19 protein-coding genes and 9 tRNA genes are annotated in these 20,925 nt (G+C 39.6%); 22 read left to right on the top strand and 6 right to left on the bottom strand.

Annotated features, from left to right (window positions below):
* Position 1 precedes the first annotated feature (1 nt).
* Genes I6F48_RS11345 through I6F48_RS11355 form a run of 3 tightly spaced genes read right to left on the bottom strand, consistent with a single transcriptional unit; the run spans position 2 to position 3,115 of the window.
* Positions 2-409 (bottom strand): copper resistance CopC family protein, encoded by a 408-nt coding sequence (locus tag I6F48_RS11345; RefSeq protein ID WP_010558009.1) that lies wholly within the window; start codon positions 407-409, stop codon positions 2-4.
* 22 nt (positions 410-431) lie between these two features.
* On the bottom strand, positions 432-1,295 hold the full coding sequence (locus I6F48_RS11350) for a copper resistance protein B (RefSeq protein ID WP_010554095.1): 864 nt from the start codon (positions 1,293-1,295) through the stop codon (positions 432-434).
* Positions 1,292-3,115 (bottom strand): copper resistance system multicopper oxidase, encoded by a 1,824-nt coding sequence (locus I6F48_RS11355; protein ID WP_002963238.1) that lies wholly within the window; start codon positions 3,113-3,115, stop codon positions 1,292-1,294. Before I6F48_RS11355 ends, I6F48_RS11350 begins: the two co-directional genes overlap by 4 nt.
* A 166-nt stretch (positions 3,116-3,281) precedes the next feature.
* On the opposite strand from I6F48_RS11355, the gene I6F48_RS11360 reads away from it, so the two are divergent.
* Both I6F48_RS11360 and I6F48_RS11365 read left to right on the top strand, forming a co-directional pair.
* On the top strand, positions 3,282-3,968 hold the full coding sequence (locus I6F48_RS11360; RefSeq protein ID WP_002963239.1) for a heavy metal response regulator transcription factor: 687 nt from the start codon (positions 3,282-3,284) through the stop codon (positions 3,966-3,968).
* A complete protein-coding gene (locus tag I6F48_RS11365; RefSeq protein WP_197119448.1) occupies positions 3,958-5,355 on the top strand; it encodes a heavy metal sensor histidine kinase in 1,398 nt (465 codons plus the stop codon). The genes I6F48_RS11360 and I6F48_RS11365 overlap by 11 nt, the downstream gene beginning before the upstream one ends.
* Positions 5,356-5,535: 180 nt before the next feature.
* Here the strand turns inward: I6F48_RS11365 and I6F48_RS11370 are convergent, their stop codons facing one another.
* The 3 genes from I6F48_RS11370 to I6F48_RS11380 form a co-directional block, all read right to left on the bottom strand.
* Complete coding sequence (locus I6F48_RS11370) at positions 5,536-6,024, bottom strand: hypothetical protein (RefSeq protein WP_024594351.1); 489 nt, start codon at positions 6,022-6,024, stop codon at positions 5,536-5,538.
* Positions 6,025-6,301: 277 nt separating this feature from the next.
* Positions 6,302-6,378 (bottom strand) — tRNA-Pro (locus I6F48_RS11375).
* 111 nt (positions 6,379-6,489) lie between these two features.
* Complete coding sequence (locus tag I6F48_RS11380) at positions 6,490-7,113, bottom strand: arylesterase (RefSeq protein ID WP_197119449.1); 624 nt, start codon at positions 7,111-7,113, stop codon at positions 6,490-6,492.
* On the opposite strand from I6F48_RS11380, the gene I6F48_RS11385 reads away from it, so the two are divergent.
* The 20 genes from I6F48_RS11385 to nadA all read left to right on the top strand — a co-directional run bounded on the left by I6F48_RS11385 (position 7,114) and on the right by nadA (position 20,895).
* The gene (locus I6F48_RS11385) at positions 7,114-7,827 is read left to right on the top strand and encodes an ABC transporter ATP-binding protein (protein WP_008137049.1); all 714 of its coding nucleotides are present in this window, start codon (positions 7,114-7,116) and stop codon (positions 7,825-7,827) included.
* Positions 7,817-10,318 carry an ABC transporter permease gene (locus I6F48_RS11390; protein ID WP_197119450.1) on the top strand — a complete coding sequence of 834 codons (2,502 nt, stop codon included), beginning with the start codon at positions 7,817-7,819 and terminating at the stop codon, positions 10,316-10,318. The genes I6F48_RS11385 and I6F48_RS11390 overlap by 11 nt, the downstream gene beginning before the upstream one ends.
* Before the next feature lie 131 nt (positions 10,319-10,449).
* Positions 10,450-10,974 carry a crossover junction endodeoxyribonuclease RuvC gene (gene ruvC / locus I6F48_RS11395; protein WP_002960649.1) on the top strand — a complete coding sequence of 175 codons (525 nt, stop codon included), beginning with the start codon at positions 10,450-10,452 and terminating at the stop codon, positions 10,972-10,974.
* A 2-nt stretch (positions 10,975-10,976) separates the two neighbouring features.
* Complete coding sequence (ruvA, locus tag I6F48_RS11400; RefSeq protein WP_002960647.1) at positions 10,977-11,594, top strand: Holliday junction branch migration protein RuvA; 618 nt, start codon at positions 10,977-10,979, stop codon at positions 11,592-11,594.
* Positions 11,595-11,601: 7 nt separating this feature from the next.
* A complete protein-coding gene (gene ruvB, locus I6F48_RS11405) occupies positions 11,602-12,609 on the top strand; it encodes a Holliday junction branch migration DNA helicase RuvB (RefSeq protein ID WP_007580382.1) in 1,008 nt (335 codons plus the stop codon).
* Between the two features lie 980 nt (positions 12,610-13,589).
* The gene (tolQ, locus tag I6F48_RS11410; protein ID WP_007580384.1) at positions 13,590-14,294 is read left to right on the top strand and encodes a protein TolQ; all 705 of its coding nucleotides are present in this window, start codon (positions 13,590-13,592) and stop codon (positions 14,292-14,294) included.
* Positions 14,281-14,709: a protein TolR gene (gene tolR, locus I6F48_RS11415; RefSeq protein WP_007580386.1), complete on the top strand. Its 429-nt coding sequence runs from the start codon at positions 14,281-14,283 to the stop codon at positions 14,707-14,709. Before tolQ ends, tolR begins: the two co-directional genes overlap by 14 nt.
* Before the next feature lie 4 nt (positions 14,710-14,713).
* Positions 14,714-15,640, top strand: coding sequence for a cell envelope integrity protein TolA (gene tolA / locus I6F48_RS11420; protein ID WP_197119451.1), 927 nt, complete (start codon positions 14,714-14,716; stop codon positions 15,638-15,640).
* A 9-nt stretch (positions 15,641-15,649) separates the two neighbouring features.
* Positions 15,650-17,008: a Tol-Pal system beta propeller repeat protein TolB gene (tolB, locus tag I6F48_RS11425; RefSeq protein WP_165728849.1), complete on the top strand. Its 1,359-nt coding sequence runs from the start codon at positions 15,650-15,652 to the stop codon at positions 17,006-17,008.
* Positions 17,009-17,042: 34 nt separating this feature from the next.
* Positions 17,043-17,585 carry a peptidoglycan-associated lipoprotein Pal gene (gene pal / locus I6F48_RS11430; protein ID WP_007580392.1) on the top strand — a complete coding sequence of 181 codons (543 nt, stop codon included), beginning with the start codon at positions 17,043-17,045 and terminating at the stop codon, positions 17,583-17,585.
* A gap of 13 nt (positions 17,586-17,598) precedes the next feature.
* On the top strand, positions 17,599-18,348 hold the full coding sequence (ybgF, locus tag I6F48_RS11435) for a tol-pal system protein YbgF (protein ID WP_197119452.1): 750 nt from the start codon (positions 17,599-17,601) through the stop codon (positions 18,346-18,348).
* A 226-nt stretch (positions 18,349-18,574) separates the two neighbouring features.
* A tRNA-Lys gene (locus I6F48_RS11440) sits at positions 18,575-18,650 on the top strand.
* Between the two features lie 70 nt (positions 18,651-18,720).
* Positions 18,721-18,796: transfer RNA gene (locus I6F48_RS11445), tRNA-Lys, on the top strand.
* Positions 18,797-18,880: 84 nt separating this feature from the next.
* Positions 18,881-18,956: transfer RNA gene (locus I6F48_RS11450), tRNA-Lys, on the top strand.
* A gap of 84 nt (positions 18,957-19,040) precedes the next feature.
* A tRNA-Lys gene (locus I6F48_RS11455) sits at positions 19,041-19,116 on the top strand.
* 83 nt (positions 19,117-19,199) lie between these two features.
* Positions 19,200-19,275, top strand: a tRNA-Lys gene (locus I6F48_RS11460).
* A 64-nt stretch (positions 19,276-19,339) separates the two neighbouring features.
* Positions 19,340-19,415 (top strand) — tRNA-Lys (locus I6F48_RS11465).
* An 83-nt stretch (positions 19,416-19,498) separates the two neighbouring features.
* Positions 19,499-19,574 (top strand) — tRNA-Lys (locus tag I6F48_RS11470).
* 63 nt (positions 19,575-19,637) lie between these two features.
* A tRNA-Lys gene (locus I6F48_RS11475) sits at positions 19,638-19,713 on the top strand.
* A gap of 141 nt (positions 19,714-19,854) precedes the next feature.
* Entirely contained in the window at positions 19,855-20,895 is a 1,041-nt protein-coding gene (gene nadA, locus I6F48_RS11480; protein WP_007580396.1) for a quinolinate synthase NadA, read from the top strand.
* Positions 20,896-20,925 lie beyond the last annotated feature (30 nt).

Raw genomic sequence — 20,925 nt, forward strand, 5'->3', positions numbered from 1 at the left:
CTTAATGATTATGTTTGCTGTGGGTATTAGATTGTTCTTGCATCATCTTATGCGATTCACTTTTGTGTACCATAAATCTAAACGTGTCGGTCATTTTATGTCCATCACCACCCAGTGCTGTCCATTTAACCGTGTAAGTGCCTTGGACTAAGCTCGGCAATGACCAACTAAAGTCTGTGCTTGGGGTAGAGCTTGGTTTGAAATCAAAGTTTATTGATTTATTTTTTTCATCTTTGATGATGACTTTTGCTAGCCTTACTTCACCACCAAAAGTTAACGAAAGTTGCTCTGGGCTTTTCATTAACATGGCTTCTTGCGCAGGTGTTGATTGCTTGAGTGATATATGCGCTGATGCGGAAAATGTAAGTACTAAACCTAAAATAGCTACTGCAGAATTAAAAAACTTCATAATTACCTCTTATTTAAAATGATTAAAACCAAAATTTAATACCCGCAACAAATGCGGTGTTGTTGCTACTTTGTCCACTTGATGTGGCATAGTCGGCGGTATTGCCAAATTTATTGCTCCATTCAACGCCAATATAGGGCGCAAACTGGCGTGTAAATTCATAACGAACCCTAAAGCCAATCGCGCTGCTTGATAGGCCACTTCCAAGTTCGTTTTGTTTATCGTTTTTGCCATAAAGTGTAATTTCGGCTCGCGGTTGTATAATTAGCTTTTGCGTGAGTAATAGTTCGTACTCTGCCTCTAACGTAAATGCGGTATTGCCTCGCTCACCTACGTATGCTGTCATATCAAGTTCAAACCAATAAGGGGCTAAACCTTGTAAGCCAAAAGCCAACCATTGCCGATTTTCACCTTCTTTATTGTAATCAAGACGAACACCTGCTTGAGTATCCCAATATGCTGATACGGCGTGACCCCATAAAATATCGGTTTGGTTTTCTTCAATACTTCCTTCGCTGAAATCACCCTCGGTTTTAATTACCAATCGATCAAAGGTAGTGCCGTACCATGCTTGTAAGTCAAATACACCTGCGTTTGCTTGCTCGTTATATTCAAGACGATCGCCTAGTAATGCGTAAAATGGATGCTCATCAGCGAGTGTTAATCGCTCATTGCCCTCAAGCGCATATGGGCCTTCTGTTAAAGTTGTTCCCGCAGAGTAAGCATGGGGGTCTCTTGCATCTTTAGGTGCACTTCCTCCTTGTGGTTGCATCTTAGCGCTATTCATTTGTGCCATTTCACTTTGCGCTAATAAAGGGAAACTAATTAATGAAGCCCCTGTTAACATTAATAAACCTAATGATTTAGATAGTTTTAATTGTTTCATGATACGACTACCTCTCTAAACATACCGGCATCCATATGGAATAATAAATGGCAATGCCAAGCCCAGCGACCTACATCGTGAGGGGTGGTTAAAAAGCTGATTCTTTGTGCGGGTTGAACAGGTATCGTATGACGTCGCACTTGCACATCACCTTGCTCGTTTTCTAAATCACTCCACATACCATGCAAATGCATAGGGTGCGTCATCATGGTATCGTTTTGTAAAATAACTCTTAAACGTTGGTTATGCTTCATATGCACTGGCGTGCTTTTACCAAATTCTAAGCCATCAAATGACCAGCTATAACGCTCCATGTTTCCGGTTAAATGCAGCTCAATTTCAGCTTCTGGCTCTTGCTGGTTAGTGATCCCTTCAAGTGAGTGTAAATCTGCAAGTGTTAAAACACGACGACCATTTTTACGTAAACCAATACCAGGATCATCAAGATTTGTTCTCGGCATATCAACGCGCATATCAACTGAAGCTCCATACTCCGTTTTTGCATGACGCACTTTAGAGCTGGCAACCGCTAATGGGTTTTCAGACATACCATGTTTGCTATGATCCATCGCCATTGCACCGTGCCCCATAGCGCTATGATCCATTTCTTTAGAGTTCATATCTGACATGCCTGCCATACCAGCCATTGCAGAATGCTCACCGCCGTGGGTCATATTGCCCATCATATCGGTCATCGTTAACCATTCAACAGGGTCAAGTGCAGGTACTGGCGCATCAATATTAGGCGAGCTTGATAAAGTTCCTTTTGCGTAACCAGAGCGATCCATACTTTGAGCAAAAATCGTATAGGCATCATTTTTAGGCTCAACAATTACGTCGTAGGTTTCACCAGGGCCGAATCTAAATTCATCAACTGTCACTGGTTCAACGTTTTGCCCATCTGCTTGTACAACCGTTAGTTTTAACTCGGGGATACGCACGTCAAAAAAGCTATTACTAGAGCCATTAATAAACCTTAACCTAAGCTTTTCACCGACTTTAAATAATCCACGCCAGTTTGCCATTGGAGTACTACCGTTCATTAAAAAAGTCATTGCTGATGCAGATAAATCAGCTAAATCTGTAGGATTCATTCGCATCTGATTCCACATTTTTCGGCGCTGTAGAGCATTTGAAATACTGCTGCTTGAAACGTCATCGAAAAACTCTGGGACAGTGGGTTGATTGAAGTTAAATACATCACTCTGTACTTTTAATTTACGGAACAGCGCCATTGGGTCATCATCAGTCCAATCAGATAATTGAATAACATGCTCGTTATTTGCACTAATAATATCGTTTTCTCGCGGTTCAATAATTAATGCACCATACATGCCTGTCATTTCTTGAAAGCCGCTATGTGAGTGATACCAATATGTACCGCTTTGTTGCAGTTTAAATTTATAAACAAAGGTTTCGCCCGGCATAATGCCTTTAAAGCTGATACCTGGTACGCCATCCATTTGATACGGTAAAATAATGCCATGCCAATGAATTGAACTCGGTACTGATAACTTATTTGTTACTCTAATAGTAACGTCATCGCCTTCTTTGAGGCGCAAGGTAGGAGCGGGTATAGATCCATTGATAGTTGTCGCCATACGTACTACGCCAGTAAAGTTAACCGGCGATTCATCTATAACCAGATCAATTACTTCGCCGCTAAGTTCGGGTACAGTGCCTGTTATTGTTCCTGCTACTAAAGATGATGCAGCATGTAATACACTCGGAAAAGCAGCAAGTACACCTCCTGCAATTAAGCCTTGAACAAATCGTCTTCGTGGTGTGCTAACCTGTTGTGATGACTTTTTAAACCCCATTTCCTTACTCCTTCATAGCAGAATATGTATTGAGTATAGAAAATAGACCTGTCTTCAACATGACGCGAACATTACAAAGTTGTAATCTTGGTGTCATGTTGCTGTAGTGACAGATACTGCATAATATTTGCAGAGGTAGTTGTTAGGACTTTAATGAAGGAATTGTATGCGCTTATTAGTTGTTGAAGATGAAGCAAAAACGGGAGATTATTTAAAACAGGGACTAAGTGAAGCTGGTTTTCAGGTTTCTTTGGCGCGCAATGGTCTTGACGGTCATCACCTAGCAATGACCGAATTATTTGATGTAATAATACTTGATGTCATGTTACCTGACGTATCCGGTTGGAAAATTTTACAGTCGCTACGTGAAGCAGATAACAAAACCCCAGTACTATTTTTATCTGCTCGCGATAGCATAGACGATAGAGTAAAGGGGCTCGAACTTGGTGCTGATGACTATTTAATAAAGCCTTTTGCTTTTGCTGAAGTTTTAGCAAGAGTACGCACTCTTATTCGCCGTGGTGCAGTACAAACAGTTGACGATATACTGATAGTTGCTGATTTAGAAATGGATATTCCAAAGCGAAAAATACAACGTGCAGGCAAGCGTATTTTATTGAGTAATAAAGAGTTTAGCTTACTTGAACTATTGTTACGGCGCGAAGGTGAAGTACTGCCACGTTCGTTAATTGCTTCTCAAGTATGGGATATGAATTTTGATAGCGACACCAATGTGATTGATGTTGCCATTCGTAGGCTAAGAGCAAAAGTTGATGATGACTTTACTGTTAAATTAATTCATACAGTTCGTGGTATGGGCTATAAATTAGAGGTTGAAACTGATGGCTATTAAGTCACGGCCTTTATCACTTACGATGCGTGTTGTGTTGTTTGTGGCTGTAACCGTTATTGCGTGCTTAACTTTAGTTGCCACCTTAATAAATAGTTCGATAAAACATCATTTTTTCCAGCAAGATAGTAGTGAACTGCATGTTATTAATCAATCTATTGAATTAGTTTTAACACAACACTATAAATCAAACCTGAAACTTAAAAATGAATTATCTAACGCTGTAGCGGGTCATCACGGTGTTTACTATCAGGTAAATACCGCAAAAGGAGATCTCATTTTTCAAAGCTCTGAACGAGATTTTAGTGATTTTGTAATGAGTGCTAAGGCTTCAACTGGCTTTAACCGTAACAACATTACCTCATGGCAAAATGATACCCACACCTACCGAGCTCTGGTGAGTAATTTAAGTACTGGGCAACAGCAATACAAAATTACTACAGCGATAGACATGAGCTTTCATTTACACTTTCTCAATCAATTTCAGCAAAGCCTTTGGGCCATTATGTTTGGCTCAGCGGTACTCATTTTATTGGTGGCTTGGTTTGCTATACATCAAGGATTAAACCCTTTACGAGGTTTAAGTCAGAAAATACACGATATCCAAACTAATAAAATGGATGTAAGGCTCGATGAAAATAAAGTGCCTATTGAGCTTGTTAATATCGTGCAGTCGTTTAACTCAATGCTCGACAGGCTCCAGGGTGAATTTATTCGCTTATCAAATTTTTCTAGTGATATTGCTCATGAACTACGAACTCCACTAACAAATATAATTACTCAAACACAGGTTGGATTATCTAAAAAAAGGCAGTTGGAAGAGTATCAAGAATTATTGTTTTCTAACTTAGAAGAACTTGAGCGATTAACTAAAATGGTTAGTGATATGCTTTGGCTCGCAAAAACTCAAAATGGGCTAATTAAACCCGTTCAAAACACTCTAAAAAGCCATGATGAAATTGAAGTGTTATTTGAGTATTTTGACGCTTTGGCTGAAGACTCATTGATTGCATTTAATAAAAAAGGTCAAAACCTTTGTTTTTATTGTGACAAATTACACTTTCGCCAATTATTATCAAACTTACTATCCAATGCAATTAGATACGCCCCAAAAGGCTCATCAATCACTGTAAACAGTGAAATGACCACCGCTGAAAAAATATGCATTTCAGTGATTAATACAGGGGAGAGAATACCTTCTGAGCATTTACCTTATTTATTTGACCGCTTTTATCGACCTGATAAGTCGCGGCAACGACACAGCGACGGAGCAGGTTTAGGGCTTGCAATAGTTAAAGCTCTAGCGCAAGCAAACGGTGGAGATATAGAGGTCAGTTCAAATAATCAAACTACCAGCTTTAAAGTTTATTTAAATTTAGTTAAAAGCTAATTATTAAAATCGATTAACTCAATGTTTGCTTGTAGCTCTTTGGCGAAGTTCAGCTAAGTGCTGTGAGTTCAACCACTCAAAGCTGCCTATCTTCTTTTAATTTCCAATTCACAGGTGTCCGGCATTTTTCAAGTTAGTTGTTGCCTTAAGTTTCAAACTTTTTGTTCGCTTAAGCATAAATCAAAACTCTTTAATTCTTGGTGCGGTCTTTTGCTGCCAATATGTTAGCCAGTAGGCGACTAGTAAACTAGCAATTGAAAATAAAAGCATAAATATAGCTTTAAGGGTGCTATCTCTTGTCGAATCATAAATTAATATAGGTATTGCAATGAAAGGGAGTGAACCTGCTATAGCTCGATAAAAACCTACTAGATTAAAACCAACTTGATATGAAAGTGCATGTAATCTGTATTTAAACGTTCTAGTAGAATCGGATAAAGACAAGCTGTATTTAGAAATAGCCCAAACAACACTATGCAAAATAGTCAGTAGAAGAAAGTAGTATATTAGATAGTCAGGGGGAGTAATCCCTTCGAAAAAGCTAACTAGGCCTTCTACACCTGAAAATTGTAGTACTAAAAGACAGGGTATTGAGCCAAACACAATTGCACAAATAATTTCATCAAATAATAAGTGTGAAGTGGTTTTTCTTTTTTGATTGATGTGCATAACATTCTCTAATGTACTTTTAGATTAAAATTACAATTTGAAAAACATGGAGACAAGTTAAATGTGTTTATTTTTTAAAATAATGATAAAGCTGGTTTATAAGGGGGCCATTAGCTGTCTTCCTATATATCCCCCCCTTTTATACCTTAAAAGTATAAAATAATTTAAGGTATGTGTTGTGCGATAAATGTGCGATATATATTTAAAAGCACTAATTTAATTGTGCGATAAAGAAGAGAGTTTAATTTATAACAATTTGAAATAAAGAGGAATTAATTGGTCGGTATGGAGAGATTCGAACTCTCGACCCCTGCCACCCCATGACAGTGCGCTACCAAGCTGCGCCACATACCGACGTTGTATGCAATAGTACGTGTATTTTTTTAAAAATCAATAAGCGATTGTTTGTTTGGATGTTTATTACGCAAGAGGCATAAAGTAGCACTCTTGCGGTGTATTAATTGGCTAGTCTTTATTTAACCACTTTTTGATCGAGTCATACATCTCATCTCGTATTAATGGCTGGGCTTTTTTGTTAGGGTGTAAACTATCGTTTTGCATTAGATCCGATTGGCTGGCAATATCTAGCATAAAAAAGTTCATTAAATGCGCATTTGTTTCTTCGCTAACGTCTGTAAAAGTGTCTGTAAACATTTTGCTATAACGCGGACCGTAATTAGGGGGAATGTAAATCTCCATTAAGGCGGTCATCGCATTAGCTGCTTGGCTTTTTTGAATAAGAAACGTTAAGTTAGCTTGCATTTTTTTAACTGGAAAACCACGTAAACCGTCGTTAGCACCTAGCTCAATAAGTACATGAGTGGGTTCATATTGCTCAAGCAATGCATCTAAACGACGTAGGGCGCCTCCAGATGTTTCGCCACTAATACTGGCGTTGATAAGTTCTATGTCGGTTTGTTCGTCATCGTATTTATCTTGTAACAATTTTACCCAGCCTTCTTCTTGTTGAAGTCCGTAGGCTGCACTTAAACTGTCACCGAGTATTAAAATCGTGTTGTCGGCTGCTGCGCTCAGCGGTTTGATAACTAAAAATAAAATGAATACTAAACGAAGGATTGAATGAGTCATATGTCAGCGCTTTCTCAATTAAATATAATTCAGGTTAATGGTTTGTCTAAAGTAGTCTCTACCTTTGAAGGTGAGCTGCCCATCCTCAGCGACATCAGCTTTAATGTCAAGCATGGCGAGTCTGTTGCTATTGTTGGCACGTCGGGCTCTGGTAAATCAACGTTACTCAGTTTATTAGCAGGGCTGGATACCGCAAGCAGCGGCGAAATATTTTTAGATGGCGAGCCATTACACAATTTAGATGAAGAAGAGCGTGCTGCACTGCGCGCGGCTAAAATTGGATTTGTGTTTCAATCGTTTATGTTAGTACAAAGCTTAACTGCACTTGAAAACGTTATGCTACCAGCAGAACTTGCTGGCGAAAGTGATGCGAAAGAGCAAGCAATTGCTTTGCTTGAAAAAGTAGGCTTGAGCCATCGAATTGATCATTACCCGTCGCAACTCTCTGGCGGTGAACAACAGCGTGTTGCTATTGCGCGAGCATTTATTGGTACACCTAAAATACTATTTGCTGATGAGCCTTCGGCTAACTTAGACAGCAAAAACGGTAAAATGATTGAGTCGTTATTATTTGATTTAAACACGCAACACGGCACTACGCTTATTTTGGTTACTCACGATGAAGGGCTTGCACAAAAATGTGAGCACATTATTCAAATAGAAGCGGGTTTACTGGTAAAAAGCCAAGTAGAGGACGTTGCTAATGTGGGTTAAGTTAGCGCTTAAGTTATTTTCGCGAGAATTTCGCCGTGGTGAGCTAACAGTTATAAGCGCAGCTATCGCCCTTGCTGTTTTAACCGTGCTTACACTGTCTATGGTTACAGAGCGAATAGGGCAAAGTATTGCGCAAAAAAGCAGTGCTTTTATTGCAGCAGACCGTGTACTTGCAAGCGATCATGTTCTCGACACTGCTTTTATTACTAAAGCACAGAGCCAAAATTTAAAAACGGCGCAAATGGTGTACTTCGACACTATGTTGTTTGCCGATGATGAAATGCAGTTTAGCTCAGTAAAAGCGGCATCTAATGCGTACCCCTTAAAAGGGCAGTTAAAAGTTAAAGATACCTTAACAGGTGAAACTAAGGTTGCTAATAGCGGACCAACGCCTGGTAATGTGTGGCTAAGTGAATCAGTATTTTACAGTTTAAATATTGATATAGGCGCGCAAGTAGAGCTTGGCGCTGCATTATTTAATGTTTCAAAAGTTATTGTAGAAGAGCCCGATGCGCCATTTAATGTATTTTCGAGCAGTCGTCGTGTGCTTATTAATATTGACGATGTGGCAAAAACCGAAGTTGTGCAGCCGGGTAGCCGTGTTTATTACCGCCAACTTTATGCGGGTAATGAGGCTGACATAAATAGCTTTTATGAGTGGCTTAAACCACAAATGAAAGAAAACCAACAATGGTACGGGGTTAAAGACCGCCAATCACCTATTTCAAACAGTTTAAACCGCGCAGAGAGCTTTTTATTACTTGCCGGCCTATTGGGTATTATTTTAGCAGCAGTGGCTATAGCTGTTTCAGCAAAACGTTATTGTGAACGCCAATACGACCCAGTAGCAATGATGAAAACGCTAGGTGGTAGCCGCTCAATGATCCGCAAAATATACATGCTTCATTTATTGCTTGTGTGTGCAATGGCGGTAAGTATTGGGCTATTAATTGGTTATGGCTTGCAAGAAATAGCAACAAGTTACTTATCGAAAAGTATGGGCACAGAGCTACCTTTAGGTGGTTTTAAGCCGTGGCTGGTGGCTATTAGTACTGGCGTAATTTGTGCTGTTATGTTTTCTATTAAACCGTTATTTGATTTATTTGATATTCCACCGCTTAGAGTGCTGCGTCGTAACTTAGGCGACAAGTTAGCAGTAAGTCGTGTGCATTTAGGCATGAGTGCGCTAACTGTGTTTTTATTAATGTGGTTATTTAGTAACAACATAAAAATAACGCTTATTTTGTTTGCCTCAACACTTGCGCTAATTGGTGTGTTGTTTTTAGTATCTAAATTAATATTTGGTGGCGGCCGAAAGCTTGGCTTAAAACCGGGTAATAGTTGGTCGCTTGCAATTGCGTCTATTCAAAAACGTGCAAATGTGAACGCGGTACAGTTAATTAGTTTTTCGTTAGCGATTAAATTACTGCTGTTTTTAGTGGTACTTAAAAACGATATGATATCTGATTGGCAATCGCAACTACCAAACGATGCGCCTAATGCATTTTTAGTTAATATAACGCAAAATGAGCTTGGGCCAATTAATGAATATTTGGCACAAAAAGATATTCAGGTATCGGAGTTTTATCCAACTATTCGTGGGCGCGTAAATGCGGTAAACGGCGAGTTGGTTGCGCGTTCTGTATCGCTGCAAGACAACGAGAAAAAAGACGAAGAAGCACGTGCAGGTATTGGCCGTGAGCTAAACCTTACATGGCTTAAAGATGTGCCTGACCAAAATGAAGTAACACAAGGCGCGTGGTTTGGTGAAAATGCAACAGCCGAAGCCTCAGTAGAGGAGTCGATGCTCGAGCGTTTAGATGTTGAAATAGGCGATACGCTTACATTTTTAATTGGTTCGCAGTCGTTCGACGCTAAAATTACCAGTGTTCGTAAAGTTAATTGGGCCACGCTTAAACCTAACTTTTTTATTATTTTAAGCCCCGATGTACTTGCAGATTTTCCTGCAACGTATATTTCGTCGGTACGCATAAACCCAGAGCAAAAGCGTGACTTTAGCCAGTTATTGCGCACTTACCCAACTATTACAGCCATTGACATTGACAACTTTGTTAAGCAAATACAAACAACTATTTCGCAAGTATCACTCGCTATTGGGTTTGTACTGGCTATTGTTGTGCTGTGTGGGGCGCTTGTACTTATATCGCAAGTGCAAGCTAGCTTGGGTGAACGTATGCAAGAAATTGTCATACTGCGAACACTTGGCGCTAAAAGCCGATTAATTAAAAACGCGACCCTGTATGAGTTTTTATTACTCGGTGGTTTAGCCGGTTTAGTTGCCGCATTTTTTAGTGATATAGCGCTTTTAATTGTGCAGCAACAAATGTTTGATTTAGCCGGTAAGCTACACCCGCATATATGGATTATTGGGCCGGTAGCGGGCGGCGTATTTGTAGCCGGTTTAGGCTATTTAATGATTGCCCGAACACTTAAACAAAACACTCAAGGATTAGTGCGTGCCCTAGGGTAAGCTTAAACTAACATGCTCCTTTAAATGCCCACCTAACATGTGGGCATTTTTGTTTTCTTTGTACTGGTAATTTATACAGTGCTCTGGCATTATTAGCGTAATTTAAAAATAACAATAATGAGAATGCAAGTTTGGCCATTATTTTAGGGATCGATCCTGGTTCACGTTTGACCGGATATGGCGTTGTTGCCCACCAAGGTTCTAAATTTACATACTTAGGCAGTGGCTGTATTAAGTTAGCCGATCATCCTTTTCCGGTTAGGCTTAAAATGATTTACCAAGGCATTACACAGCTTATTGAGCAGTTTTCGCCAGAAACCTTTGCCATTGAAAAAGTATTTATGGCGCATAACCCCGATTCAGCTTTAAAGCTTGGCCAAGCTAGAGGCGCAGCTATTGTGGGCGCTGCAATGGCCGACTTACCCGTATTTGAGTATTCAGCAAGGCAAATTAAGCAAGCGGTAGTAGGAAACGGTGGCGCAGATAAAACACAAGTGCAACACATGGTAAAAAATATTTTAAAACTACCCGGTACACCACAAGCCGATGCAGCTGATGCACTGGCTATTGCTATTTGCCATGCTCACTCAGAACAAAATTTAATTAAACTAGCGGGTAGCGCAAGCAAAACCGTTAGAGGACGTTTAAGGAAATAACTATGATAGGCCGCTTAAATGGTATTTTAGTCGAAAAACAGCCACCAGAAATCTTACTCGAAGTAAGTGGTGTCGGTTACGAAGTACAAATGCCAATGACCTGTTTTTACGATTTACCAAAAATTGGTGAAAACGCGATTGTTTATACGCACTTTGTAGTGCGCGAAGATGCTCAGTTATTATTTGGTTTTAATAATAAAGTTGAGCGTGCCTTATTTAGAGAGCTATTAAAAGCAAATGGCGTAGGGCCAAAACTTGGTTTAGCTATTTTATCAGGTATGTCGGCTAAGCAATTTGTAAGCTGTGTAAATAACGAAGACTCAACGTCGCTAGTTAAATTACCGGGTGTAGGTAAAAAAACAGCCGAGCGCTTAGTACTCGAAATGAAAGACAGATTAAAAGATTGGGGTAATGATTTATTTACGCCATTTAGCGACAGCGCAGTAATAGAGCCAATGAGCGATGCGACAATAGCTAATAACGCAGCCGATGATGCCGTATCAGCACTGCTTGCGTTAGGTTATAAATTGCCACAAGCTCAAAAAGCAGTAAAATCGATAAGCAAACCCGATATGTCTACTGAGGTTCTTATTAGAGAATCTTTAAAATCAATGTTGTGAGTAACCCATGATTGAAGCGGATCGCTTAATTGATGCGACTGAAAAAACAAATGAAGACTCTATAGATCGTGCAATAAGGCCAAAACTTTTAGCCGATTACAGAGGCCAGCCTCATGTTAAGCAGCAAATGGAAATTTTTATTGAAGCTGCTCGAACCCGTGGTGAAGCGCTCGATCATTTATTAATATTTGGCCCTCCAGGGCTTGGTAAAACCACGCTTGCAAACATTGTGGCCAACGAATTACACGTAAGCATTAAAACAACATCAGGCCCAGTACTTGAAAAAGCGGGCGATTTAGCTGCTCTACTTACTAATTTAGAAGAAGGCGACGTACTGTTTATTGATGAAATACACAGACTAAGCCCACAAGTTGAAGAAATACTCTACCCAGCAATGGAAGACTATCAGCTTGATATAATGATTGGTGAAGGCCCAGCTGCACGTTCTATTAAATTAGATTTACCTGCATTTACACTTATAGGTGCAACCACACGAGCAGGTTCACTTACATCACCACTGCGTGATCGTTTTGGTATTGTACAGCGATTAGAGTTTTATTCTGTAGAGGATTTATCACATATAGTAGGGCGCTCTGCACATTATCTTGGTTTAGAAATGTGTGACGACGGCGCAACCGAAATTGCACAACGTTCACGTGGTACACCACGTATTGCAAACCGTTTATTACGGCGTGTACGCGATTACACACAGGTAAAATCTGACGGTACAGTAAATGCCGAAGTAGCTAAGCAAGCGCTTGATATGATTGACGTAGATAAAAGTGGTTTTGATTATATGGATCGCAAATATTTACTCGCCATAATTGAAAAATTTATGGGCGGCCCAGTAGGGCTCGACAATGTAGCTGCAGCTATTGGTGAAGAGCGTGAAACAATAGAAGATGTAATAGAGCCGTTTTTAATTCAGCAAGGGTTTATTCAGCGTACTCCGCGTGGGCGAATAGTGTCTGACAGTGCATATCATCACTTTGGTTTACTTCCTAAAAAAGACTAGCCTCATCATATACATTGCTTGCTGTGGTTTATTGCGCAGCAGGTAATTGACTTAGTATCCCTTTCTTTCAAATATTTATACGGCTGGTATTTTACCCAAAACCTCAGCACACTGTTGCAAATGTTATTTCAAAATACTTATACGCTTTATAGTTAACTGTTAATTCACAGGGCGTTAAGACTCGCGAAGCTATCCTGCGTACCATTCAAACTAGTAACCGAATTACTTATTGTAAAATAGGTAGAGCAATTATTAGTTTATAAATAAAGTATGTAGCGCACTAAATTGTAGGCAAAAAAAAGCCCGCAAAAAATGCGGGCAAACAACAAGTTGAAGGAAGTAATCCAGGGAACTACGTTTTACTGAATTTGGTTTTATCCAGAAAGAGTAAAACAATGTAATACGATAAAATATCCTATTACTAAGAACTTGGCTTAATGAAACTATCTCATTCGGTGCGCTAGTTCGGTATGGGAGAATAATACGTAAGATCATCTTTTTGTTCAAACTAGAAAATTTGTATTTTCAGATTAGAAAAACTAATTCGGTGAATTTTATTGTTGTTTGAATCTTGCGCGTTAATTAATCGTTAAATTTATAAGTTAATGAAATTTCTAGCTTAAGTAATTTCTTCTGATGTGGCTCGGTATTAGTTTTACTGTTACGTGAAGGTAAGGCTTATAGGTTTTGAGTGTTTATGCTCTTATTTTGAATAAACGGCGCATTTTATGACGTTTTACTTATATATTTACGCATATTTATAGTTAGCGAGTTTATTTAAAAGATTAAATAAAATACTGAGGCAAAGGGAAATGCCAACTAAAGCTGTTTTTTAACGTTTTTTGTTGCCTATTCATAGCAATACCGTTGTCAGTTTGAAATGGACTAGATACACTAGATGCAACTTTTGACCGTATAAACGGTCATATTTACACAAATTAACCAATTTGCCGTATTTTGAAATTACTTAGGAGTTTAACGTGGGATCAGGGCTTAATTTTTTAGACCTAATTTTAGAAGCAAGCTTGCTTGTTCAGTTAGTGATGTTAGGGCTAGTTGCCATGTCTGTAATGTCGTGGACAATTATATTTCAGCGTAAAAAAGCAATATCAGATGCACTATCAAATGCTAAGAAATTTGAGCAAAAATTTTGGTCTGGTATTGATCTAAGTAAATTGTATAACGAAATATCGTCACGCAGCGGTCAGTCTCAAGGTATTGAAGCCTTATTTACTTCAGGCTTTAAAGAGTTTGCTCGTCATAAAAAGAATACATTTCAAAGTGCGAGTATTGTTATGGAAGGGACGCATCGTTCTATGCGTGTTGCGCTTTCTCGTGAAATTGAAAAAATTGAATCTAGCTTATCGTTTTTAGCAACGGTAGGTTCTATTAGTCCGTACATCGGTTTGTTTGGTACAGTGTGGGGTATTATGAATGCCTTTATTGCACTAGGTGAAGTTAAGCAAGCTACATTACAAATGGTAGCACCCGGTATAGCAGAGGCACTTATTGCGACTGCTATGGGTTTATTCGCGGCAATTCCGGCCGTTATTGCTTATAACCGCTTTTCAAACAGTGTTGAAAAGCTTGAGTCTCACTATATTAACTTTATGGAAGAGTTTGCTAATATTTTACACCGTCAAGCAGCTACACAAATAGAGGCACAAGCGAATGTATCAGCGTAAAAAGCGCCGTCCGGTCGCAGAAATTAATGTAGTACCTTACATTGATGTAATGTTGGTATTACTTATTATATTTATGGCAACAGCACCGCTTATTACACACGGTGTAAAAGTTGATTTACCTAAAATGGAAGAGTCTGATTTAGTTGATACTAAAGATACTCCGCCCATTATTGCTTCAATTGATGCAGAGGGTAAATATTATGTAAGCGTAGGTACTGATCCTGAAGAGCCTATGGAAGCACTTGATGTTGCTGCGGTTATAAAATTACAGTTAATGAAAAACCCTGACGTGCCAGTTATGATTAAAGGCTCGGGTAAGGTGTCGTATCAAGAAGTATTATTACTAATGGATTTTTTGAAAAATGCAGGCGTACCATCAGTAGGATTAATGACTGAATCCTTTGAGGGGAAGTAGCTGTATGAATAGTTCAGTAGTAAAATCGATAGTACTTCATTTAGGAATTGGTGGTTTTTTGTATGCGTCTGCAAACATTCATCCGCCAGCACCTAAAGTAATGGAAGTAACGCTTAATTCGGCTATACCTACGCCAGATAAAGCAGTATCAGCCGTTACAGTTGATCAAAAACAAGTTGAGCAAAAAATTGCTGAACTTCAAAAGAAAGAAAAAGATAAAAAAAGTGCTGAAGACAAACGTATCCGCGATTTAGAACGCAGAGCGGCCGATGCACGTAAGCAACGCGAATCTGAATCTAGGCATATTAAAAAGCTAGAGCAAGAACGTAAAGCTAAAGAAAAAGAAACAGCCGAGGCGCAAGCACAAGCTAAAAAAGCACGTGCCATTGAGCAAAAAGAGCGCGCTAAAGCTAAGCAAGCTGAAAAGCAAAAGCAAGAAGCTGAAAGTGCAGCAAAAGCTGCTGCTGATAAGCGTAAAACCGAAGAAGACGCACTTAAAAAAGCAGAAGCTGAACGTAAAAAACGTGAAGAAGAAGCAAAAGAGCGTGCAGCCGAGGCCGAACGTAAACGCCAGCAAGCAATGCAAGAGCAAATGTTACAAGAGCAACTTGCCAAAGAGCAGGCTGCCCGTAGTAAAATACGTCAACAACAAGTGGTAAGCGAAGTTGATAAGTACCGTGCATTAATTATGGCGCGTATTCAGCAAAACTTATTGATTGATGAAAAAATGAAAAACCAACAGTGCCGAGTAAATATTCGTTTAGGTTTTAATGGTTTAGTAACGCAAGTTAAATCATTAGGTGGCGATAAGTTGGTATGTGAAGCTGCATTAAGAGCAGTGCGCATGGCCGACACATTACCGGTATCTAAAGATAAAGACGTATTCGAACAACTTAAGAATATTAATTTAACAATCAAGCCAGAATTTTAAAGGAATGATATGTTCAACAAAATAAAAATAGCCTGTTTAGTTTTACTGTTTGGGTTTGTGGGTGTTGCTAATGCAGCACTTGAAATTGTAATAACTGAGGGTGTAGACGGTGCAAGGCCCATTGCTATAGTACCTTTTAAGTACCAAGGTGTTGGCCCAATCCCTGAAAAATTAAGCAGTGTTATTGCTGCCGATTTAATGCGCAGTGGTAAATTTAAACCTGTAGATGTAGCGCAGATGCCACAACAGCCAACCAAAGATAGCGAAATTGATTACGCATCTTGGGTTAATAAAGGTGTGGAAGCGATATTAGTGGGCGAAGTTGAGCAGCAAACTGATGGGCGTTACTTAGTGCGTTATGAGTTAGTTGACGTGATCCGCGGCCAAATTACCGGTGGCAACACACAAATGATGAGTAATGGTAAGCTAGTTAAAAGCCAAGATCATATTTTGGAAGCGCGTGAAAGTGTTATTGGTGAAAGTGGTTTTCGCCGTTACTCTCATCGAATCAGTGACGTTATTTATGAAAGATTGACTGGTGAAAAAGGCGCGTTTTTAACTAAAATTGCCTATGTAATAGTACGTGATAATGATGATAAGCCTTATCAGTTAGTTGTTGCAGATTATGACGGATTTAATGAGCAAGTATTACTTCGCTCAAAAGAGCCTTTAATGTCGCCAGCGTGGTCACCAGATGGTACTAAGTTAGCGTATGTAACGTTTGAAAATCGTCAAAGCCAAATTTACATTCAAGATATATACACAGGTAAGCGCGAAATAATAGCAAGCTACCGTGGTATCAATGGTGCACCGCAGTTTTCGCCAGATGGTAAAAAGCTATTATTAGTGCTTTCTAAGGACAAGACGGGTGCAACAGAAATTTACTTGCTTGACCTAGCTACACGCAAAGAAACACGCTTAACAAATCACCGTAGCATAGATACTGAGCCATCTTGGCACCCTAATGGTCAAGATATTGTGTTTACATCTGAAAGGGGTGGTAATGCTCAGATTTATAAGTTAAATTTAAAAACTGGTAGGTCACAGCGACTCACCTTTGATGGTGATATGAATCTTGCTGGTTCAATAACACCAGATGGAAAAGAATTAGTGATGGTTAACCGTACCAACGGGCAGTACCATCTTGCTAAGAAAGAGCTGGCTACAGGCGCGTTCCAAGTATTAACGAGAACACGCCTAGATGAATCACCGAGCATAGCGCCAAATGGTTCGATGATTATATATAGCACGCTTCATAATAATAAACAGGTACTTGCGCTAGTATCGATGGACGGCCGCTTTAAGGCACGGTTACCTGTGCTAGACGGACAAGTAAAGGCACCAGCTTGGTCGCCATACTTACAGTAATATTACTGGTTTACTCAAAATAGGAATCTACTCAATGAAACTTAACAAAATACTTAAAGGCCTGCTAATTGCTGTGCCAGTAATGACATTAGCAGCTTGTAGCTCATCTTCAGATATTGATGAAGGTGCTGCAAACCAATCAAATCAAGGCGTTGTTGAGCAATCAACTAACACTGATACGGTTGAAGTTGCTACAATTTCTCCTGAGCAACAAGCAGAAGAACAACTTCGTCAAAAGTACGAAGCACTTCGTCAAGAGCAAGTAATATACTTTGATTTTGATACTGCGACAGTTGAAAGCAAGTACGCAGACTTACTTCGTGCACATGCTGAGTTTTTAGTTCAAAACTCATCAGTTAAAGTACTAATTGAAGGCCATGCAGATGAGCGCGGTACTCCAGAGTACAATATTGCATTAGGTGAGCACCGTGGCCAAGCAGTTGAAAAATACTTATTAAGCTTAGGTGTTTCAGCTAGCCAAATGTCAGTGGTAAGCTACGGTGAAGAGAAGCCAATGGTTAAGTCTCGCACTGAATCAGCTTTCGCTAAAAACCGCCGTGCGGTACTAGTTTACTAAGATAAGAGATATTATGAAGCCGAAAATTATTTTGGCAGCCATGATATTGAGCGGGAGCACCCAGTTAATGGCTGCTCCCGCTCCTGTTTCAGAAGCTGCGAGTTCACAATCAAGTATTGAGAAGCGATTAGCGTCGCTTGAGAATATGATGCAACAGCGTAACTTTTTGCAAGTTGAGTTACAGCAACAGCTTAACTTGTTACAAGACGAAGTAAGCCAAATTCGAGGTGTAACCGAAGAGCAAAGCTACAAGCTTGAAAAAGTACTGCAGCGTCAGCGTGAGTTGTATCAAGAAATTGAAAACCGCGTGAGCCAGGCTTATACACAGCCAGCAGCAGCTCCCACAACTGATTACACGCAACAAAGCAATGCACAGACCTATAGCAGTGACTTATCTGAAAATGAAGCCTATGAGCGCGCTGTTGCGTTAATAATGAAAGATAAACGCTATGACCAAGCGATTCCTGAATTTCAAACGTTTTTAACTACCTACCCAAACTCTGTCTATGCGTCTAATGCGCATTATTGGTTAGGGCAGTTGCTTACTATTAAAAATGATGGTGTAAAAGCAGTAGAGCACTTTAAAGTCGTTGTGAACGAATTTCCAAATTCTAATAAACGCCCAGATGCGATGCTAAAGTTAGGCACACTTTTACAAGATCAAGGTTCAGCGGCGCAAGCGCAAAAAATATTGAGCGATCTTATCAATCAATACCCAAGTACAACCGCTGCAAAACTAGCAACTGATCGTTTAGGAAACTAAAGTTCACTAGCGATTAAATTTCTAGTTAGGGCGAGCAAACTACATGGAAACTCTCGAAGAATCTTGGATTTGCATGTAGTTTGAGCACAAACGGTTTAATTTTGTGCATCTAGACATAAAAACTTAAAAAAAGAGACAATTTCGGTTGCACTCATTTTATAAATAAGTATTATAAGCGCCCGCAGCAAACGAATGGTTACCCCACTCGAAATGCGACAAAAAGAGCGGGTTATTAGCTCAGTTGGTAGAGCAGTTGACTTTTAATCAATTGGTCGATGGTTCAAATCCATCATAACCCACCATTCTTTGAATGGTCTTTTATCGGCGGATTTACGTAGAATACTAAGTTGTTATAAAACGCAACGTCAGAGCGGGTCATTAGCTCAGTTGGTAGAGCAGTTGACTTTTAATCAATTGGTCGATGGTTCAAATCCATCATGACCCACCATTCTTTATTCCTTGTGAATAGTGTGTGGCATCAATCGGCGGATTTACGCAGGCTTTAACTTAGAAATAAGTTAGCAACTGGAACGGGTTATTAGCTCAGTTGGTAGAGCAGTTGACTTTTAATCAATTGGTCGATGGTTCAAATCCATCATAACCCACCATTCTTTATTCCTTTGAATAGTGATTGGTTCCAATCGACGGATTTACGTAAAGTAGTAAGTTGCATTTAAACGCAACAATAGAGCGGGTTATTAGCTCAGTTGGTAGAGCAGTTGACTTTTAATCAATTGGTCGATGGTTCAAATCCATCATAACCCACCATTCTTTATTCCTTGTGAATAGTGTTTGGCATCAATCGGCGGATTTACGTAAGCTTCATTCATAATTGAATAAGTGCATAGAGCGGGTTATTAGCTCAGTTGGTAGAGCAGTTGACTTTTAATCAATTGGTCGATGGTTCAAATCCATCATAACCCACCATTCTATGAGTAGTTTTAATCGGCGGATTTACGTAAGTTTATTCAAAATGAATAAGCGCATGAGCGGGTCATTAGCTCAGTTGGTAGAGCAGTTGACTTTTAATCAATTGGTCGATGGTTCAAATCCATCATGACCCACCATTCTTTATTCCTTGTGAATAGTGTTTGGTATCAATCGGCGGATATACGTAAGCTTCATTCATAATTGAATAAGCGCATAGAGCGGGTTATTAGCTCAGTTGGTAGAGCAGTTGACTTTTAATCAATTGGTCGATGGTTCAAATCCATCATAACCCACCATTCTATGAAAGTTTTAATCGGCGGATTTACGCAGCTTTTTACAAAGCAGATTTATATTAGAGCGGGTCATTAGCTCAGTTGGTAGAGCAGTTGACTTTTAATCAATTGGTCGATGGTTCAAATCCATCATGACCCACCACTCTCTAATACTTTCCTTTATATTCTTTTTTAAATTCCCATTCTATTTTTTATAAACAGCTTAACTAGTTTGCTGTTATTTATGTTTATATTCTCGTATAATTCGCCCTAATTAATGCACTGTAGATAAGTGGTCGAGAACATGAGTCTAGCTCAAACTATTATGCCTGAAGGTTATATTTTCCCCCCTAAGCCAGCACCGTTAACAAATGACGAGCAAGGCGAATATAAAGCGCGTATAAAACAATTACTAAAAGATAAAAATGCAGTACTTGTTGCACATTATTATACCGATCCTGAAATTCAAGCACTTGCAGAAGAAACCGGCGGCTGCGTTGCCGATTCGCTAGAAATGGCACGTTTTGGTGCACGTCATGATGCAGATATGATCATCGTCGCGGGCGTGAAATTTATGGGCGAAACAGCCAAAATTTTAACGCCAAATAAAACGGTTGTTATGCCAACGCTTGAAGCGACGTGTTCGCTAGATATTGGTTGCCCGATAGACGAGTTCTCAGCGTTTTGTGATGAGCACCCTGACCGTAAAGTGGTTGTGTATGCAAACACCTCTACCGCAGTTAAGGCGCGTGCAGATTGGATTGTAACCTCATCATGTGCACTTGAAATAGTAGAGCACCTTGATGAGCAAGGCGAAAAAATCATTTGGGGCCCAGATAAGCACCTTGGTAGTTATATTCAAAAAAATACCGGTGCTGATATGCTTATGTGGAATGGTGCATGTATCGTACATGACGAATTTAAAACTAAAGCCTTAAAAGATATGAAGGCGCTACACCCAGATGCAGGCGTATTAGTTCATCCTGAGTCGCCAGCAGAAATTGTTGCACTTGCCGATTCGGTTGGATCTACGAGCCAATTAATTAAAGCTGCGCAAACAATGGACAATAAAAAGTTTATTGTAGCAACAGATCGCGGCATCTTTTATAAAATGCAGCAACTATGTCCAGATAAAGAGTTTTTTGCGGCTCCAACGGCAGGTGAGGGCGCTTCATGTAAAAGTTGCGCACATTGCCCTTGGATGGCAATGAATGGCTTAAAAGCGATTGAGGAAGCCCTCATAAGCCCTAAAGGTAAAGAAGTATTCGTTGATATGGATTTACGCGAAGGCGCACTTAAATCCTTAAATCGCATGCTTGAATTTACTGCGAGCATGGCTAAGTAATTTTAAAAGTATAAATTAAAACGGTTAGGT

The sequence above is a fragment of the Pseudoalteromonas sp. SWYJ118 genome (genome assembly GCF_015864505.1).
Lineage (GTDB): Bacteria > Pseudomonadota > Gammaproteobacteria > Enterobacterales > Alteromonadaceae > Pseudoalteromonas > Pseudoalteromonas arctica.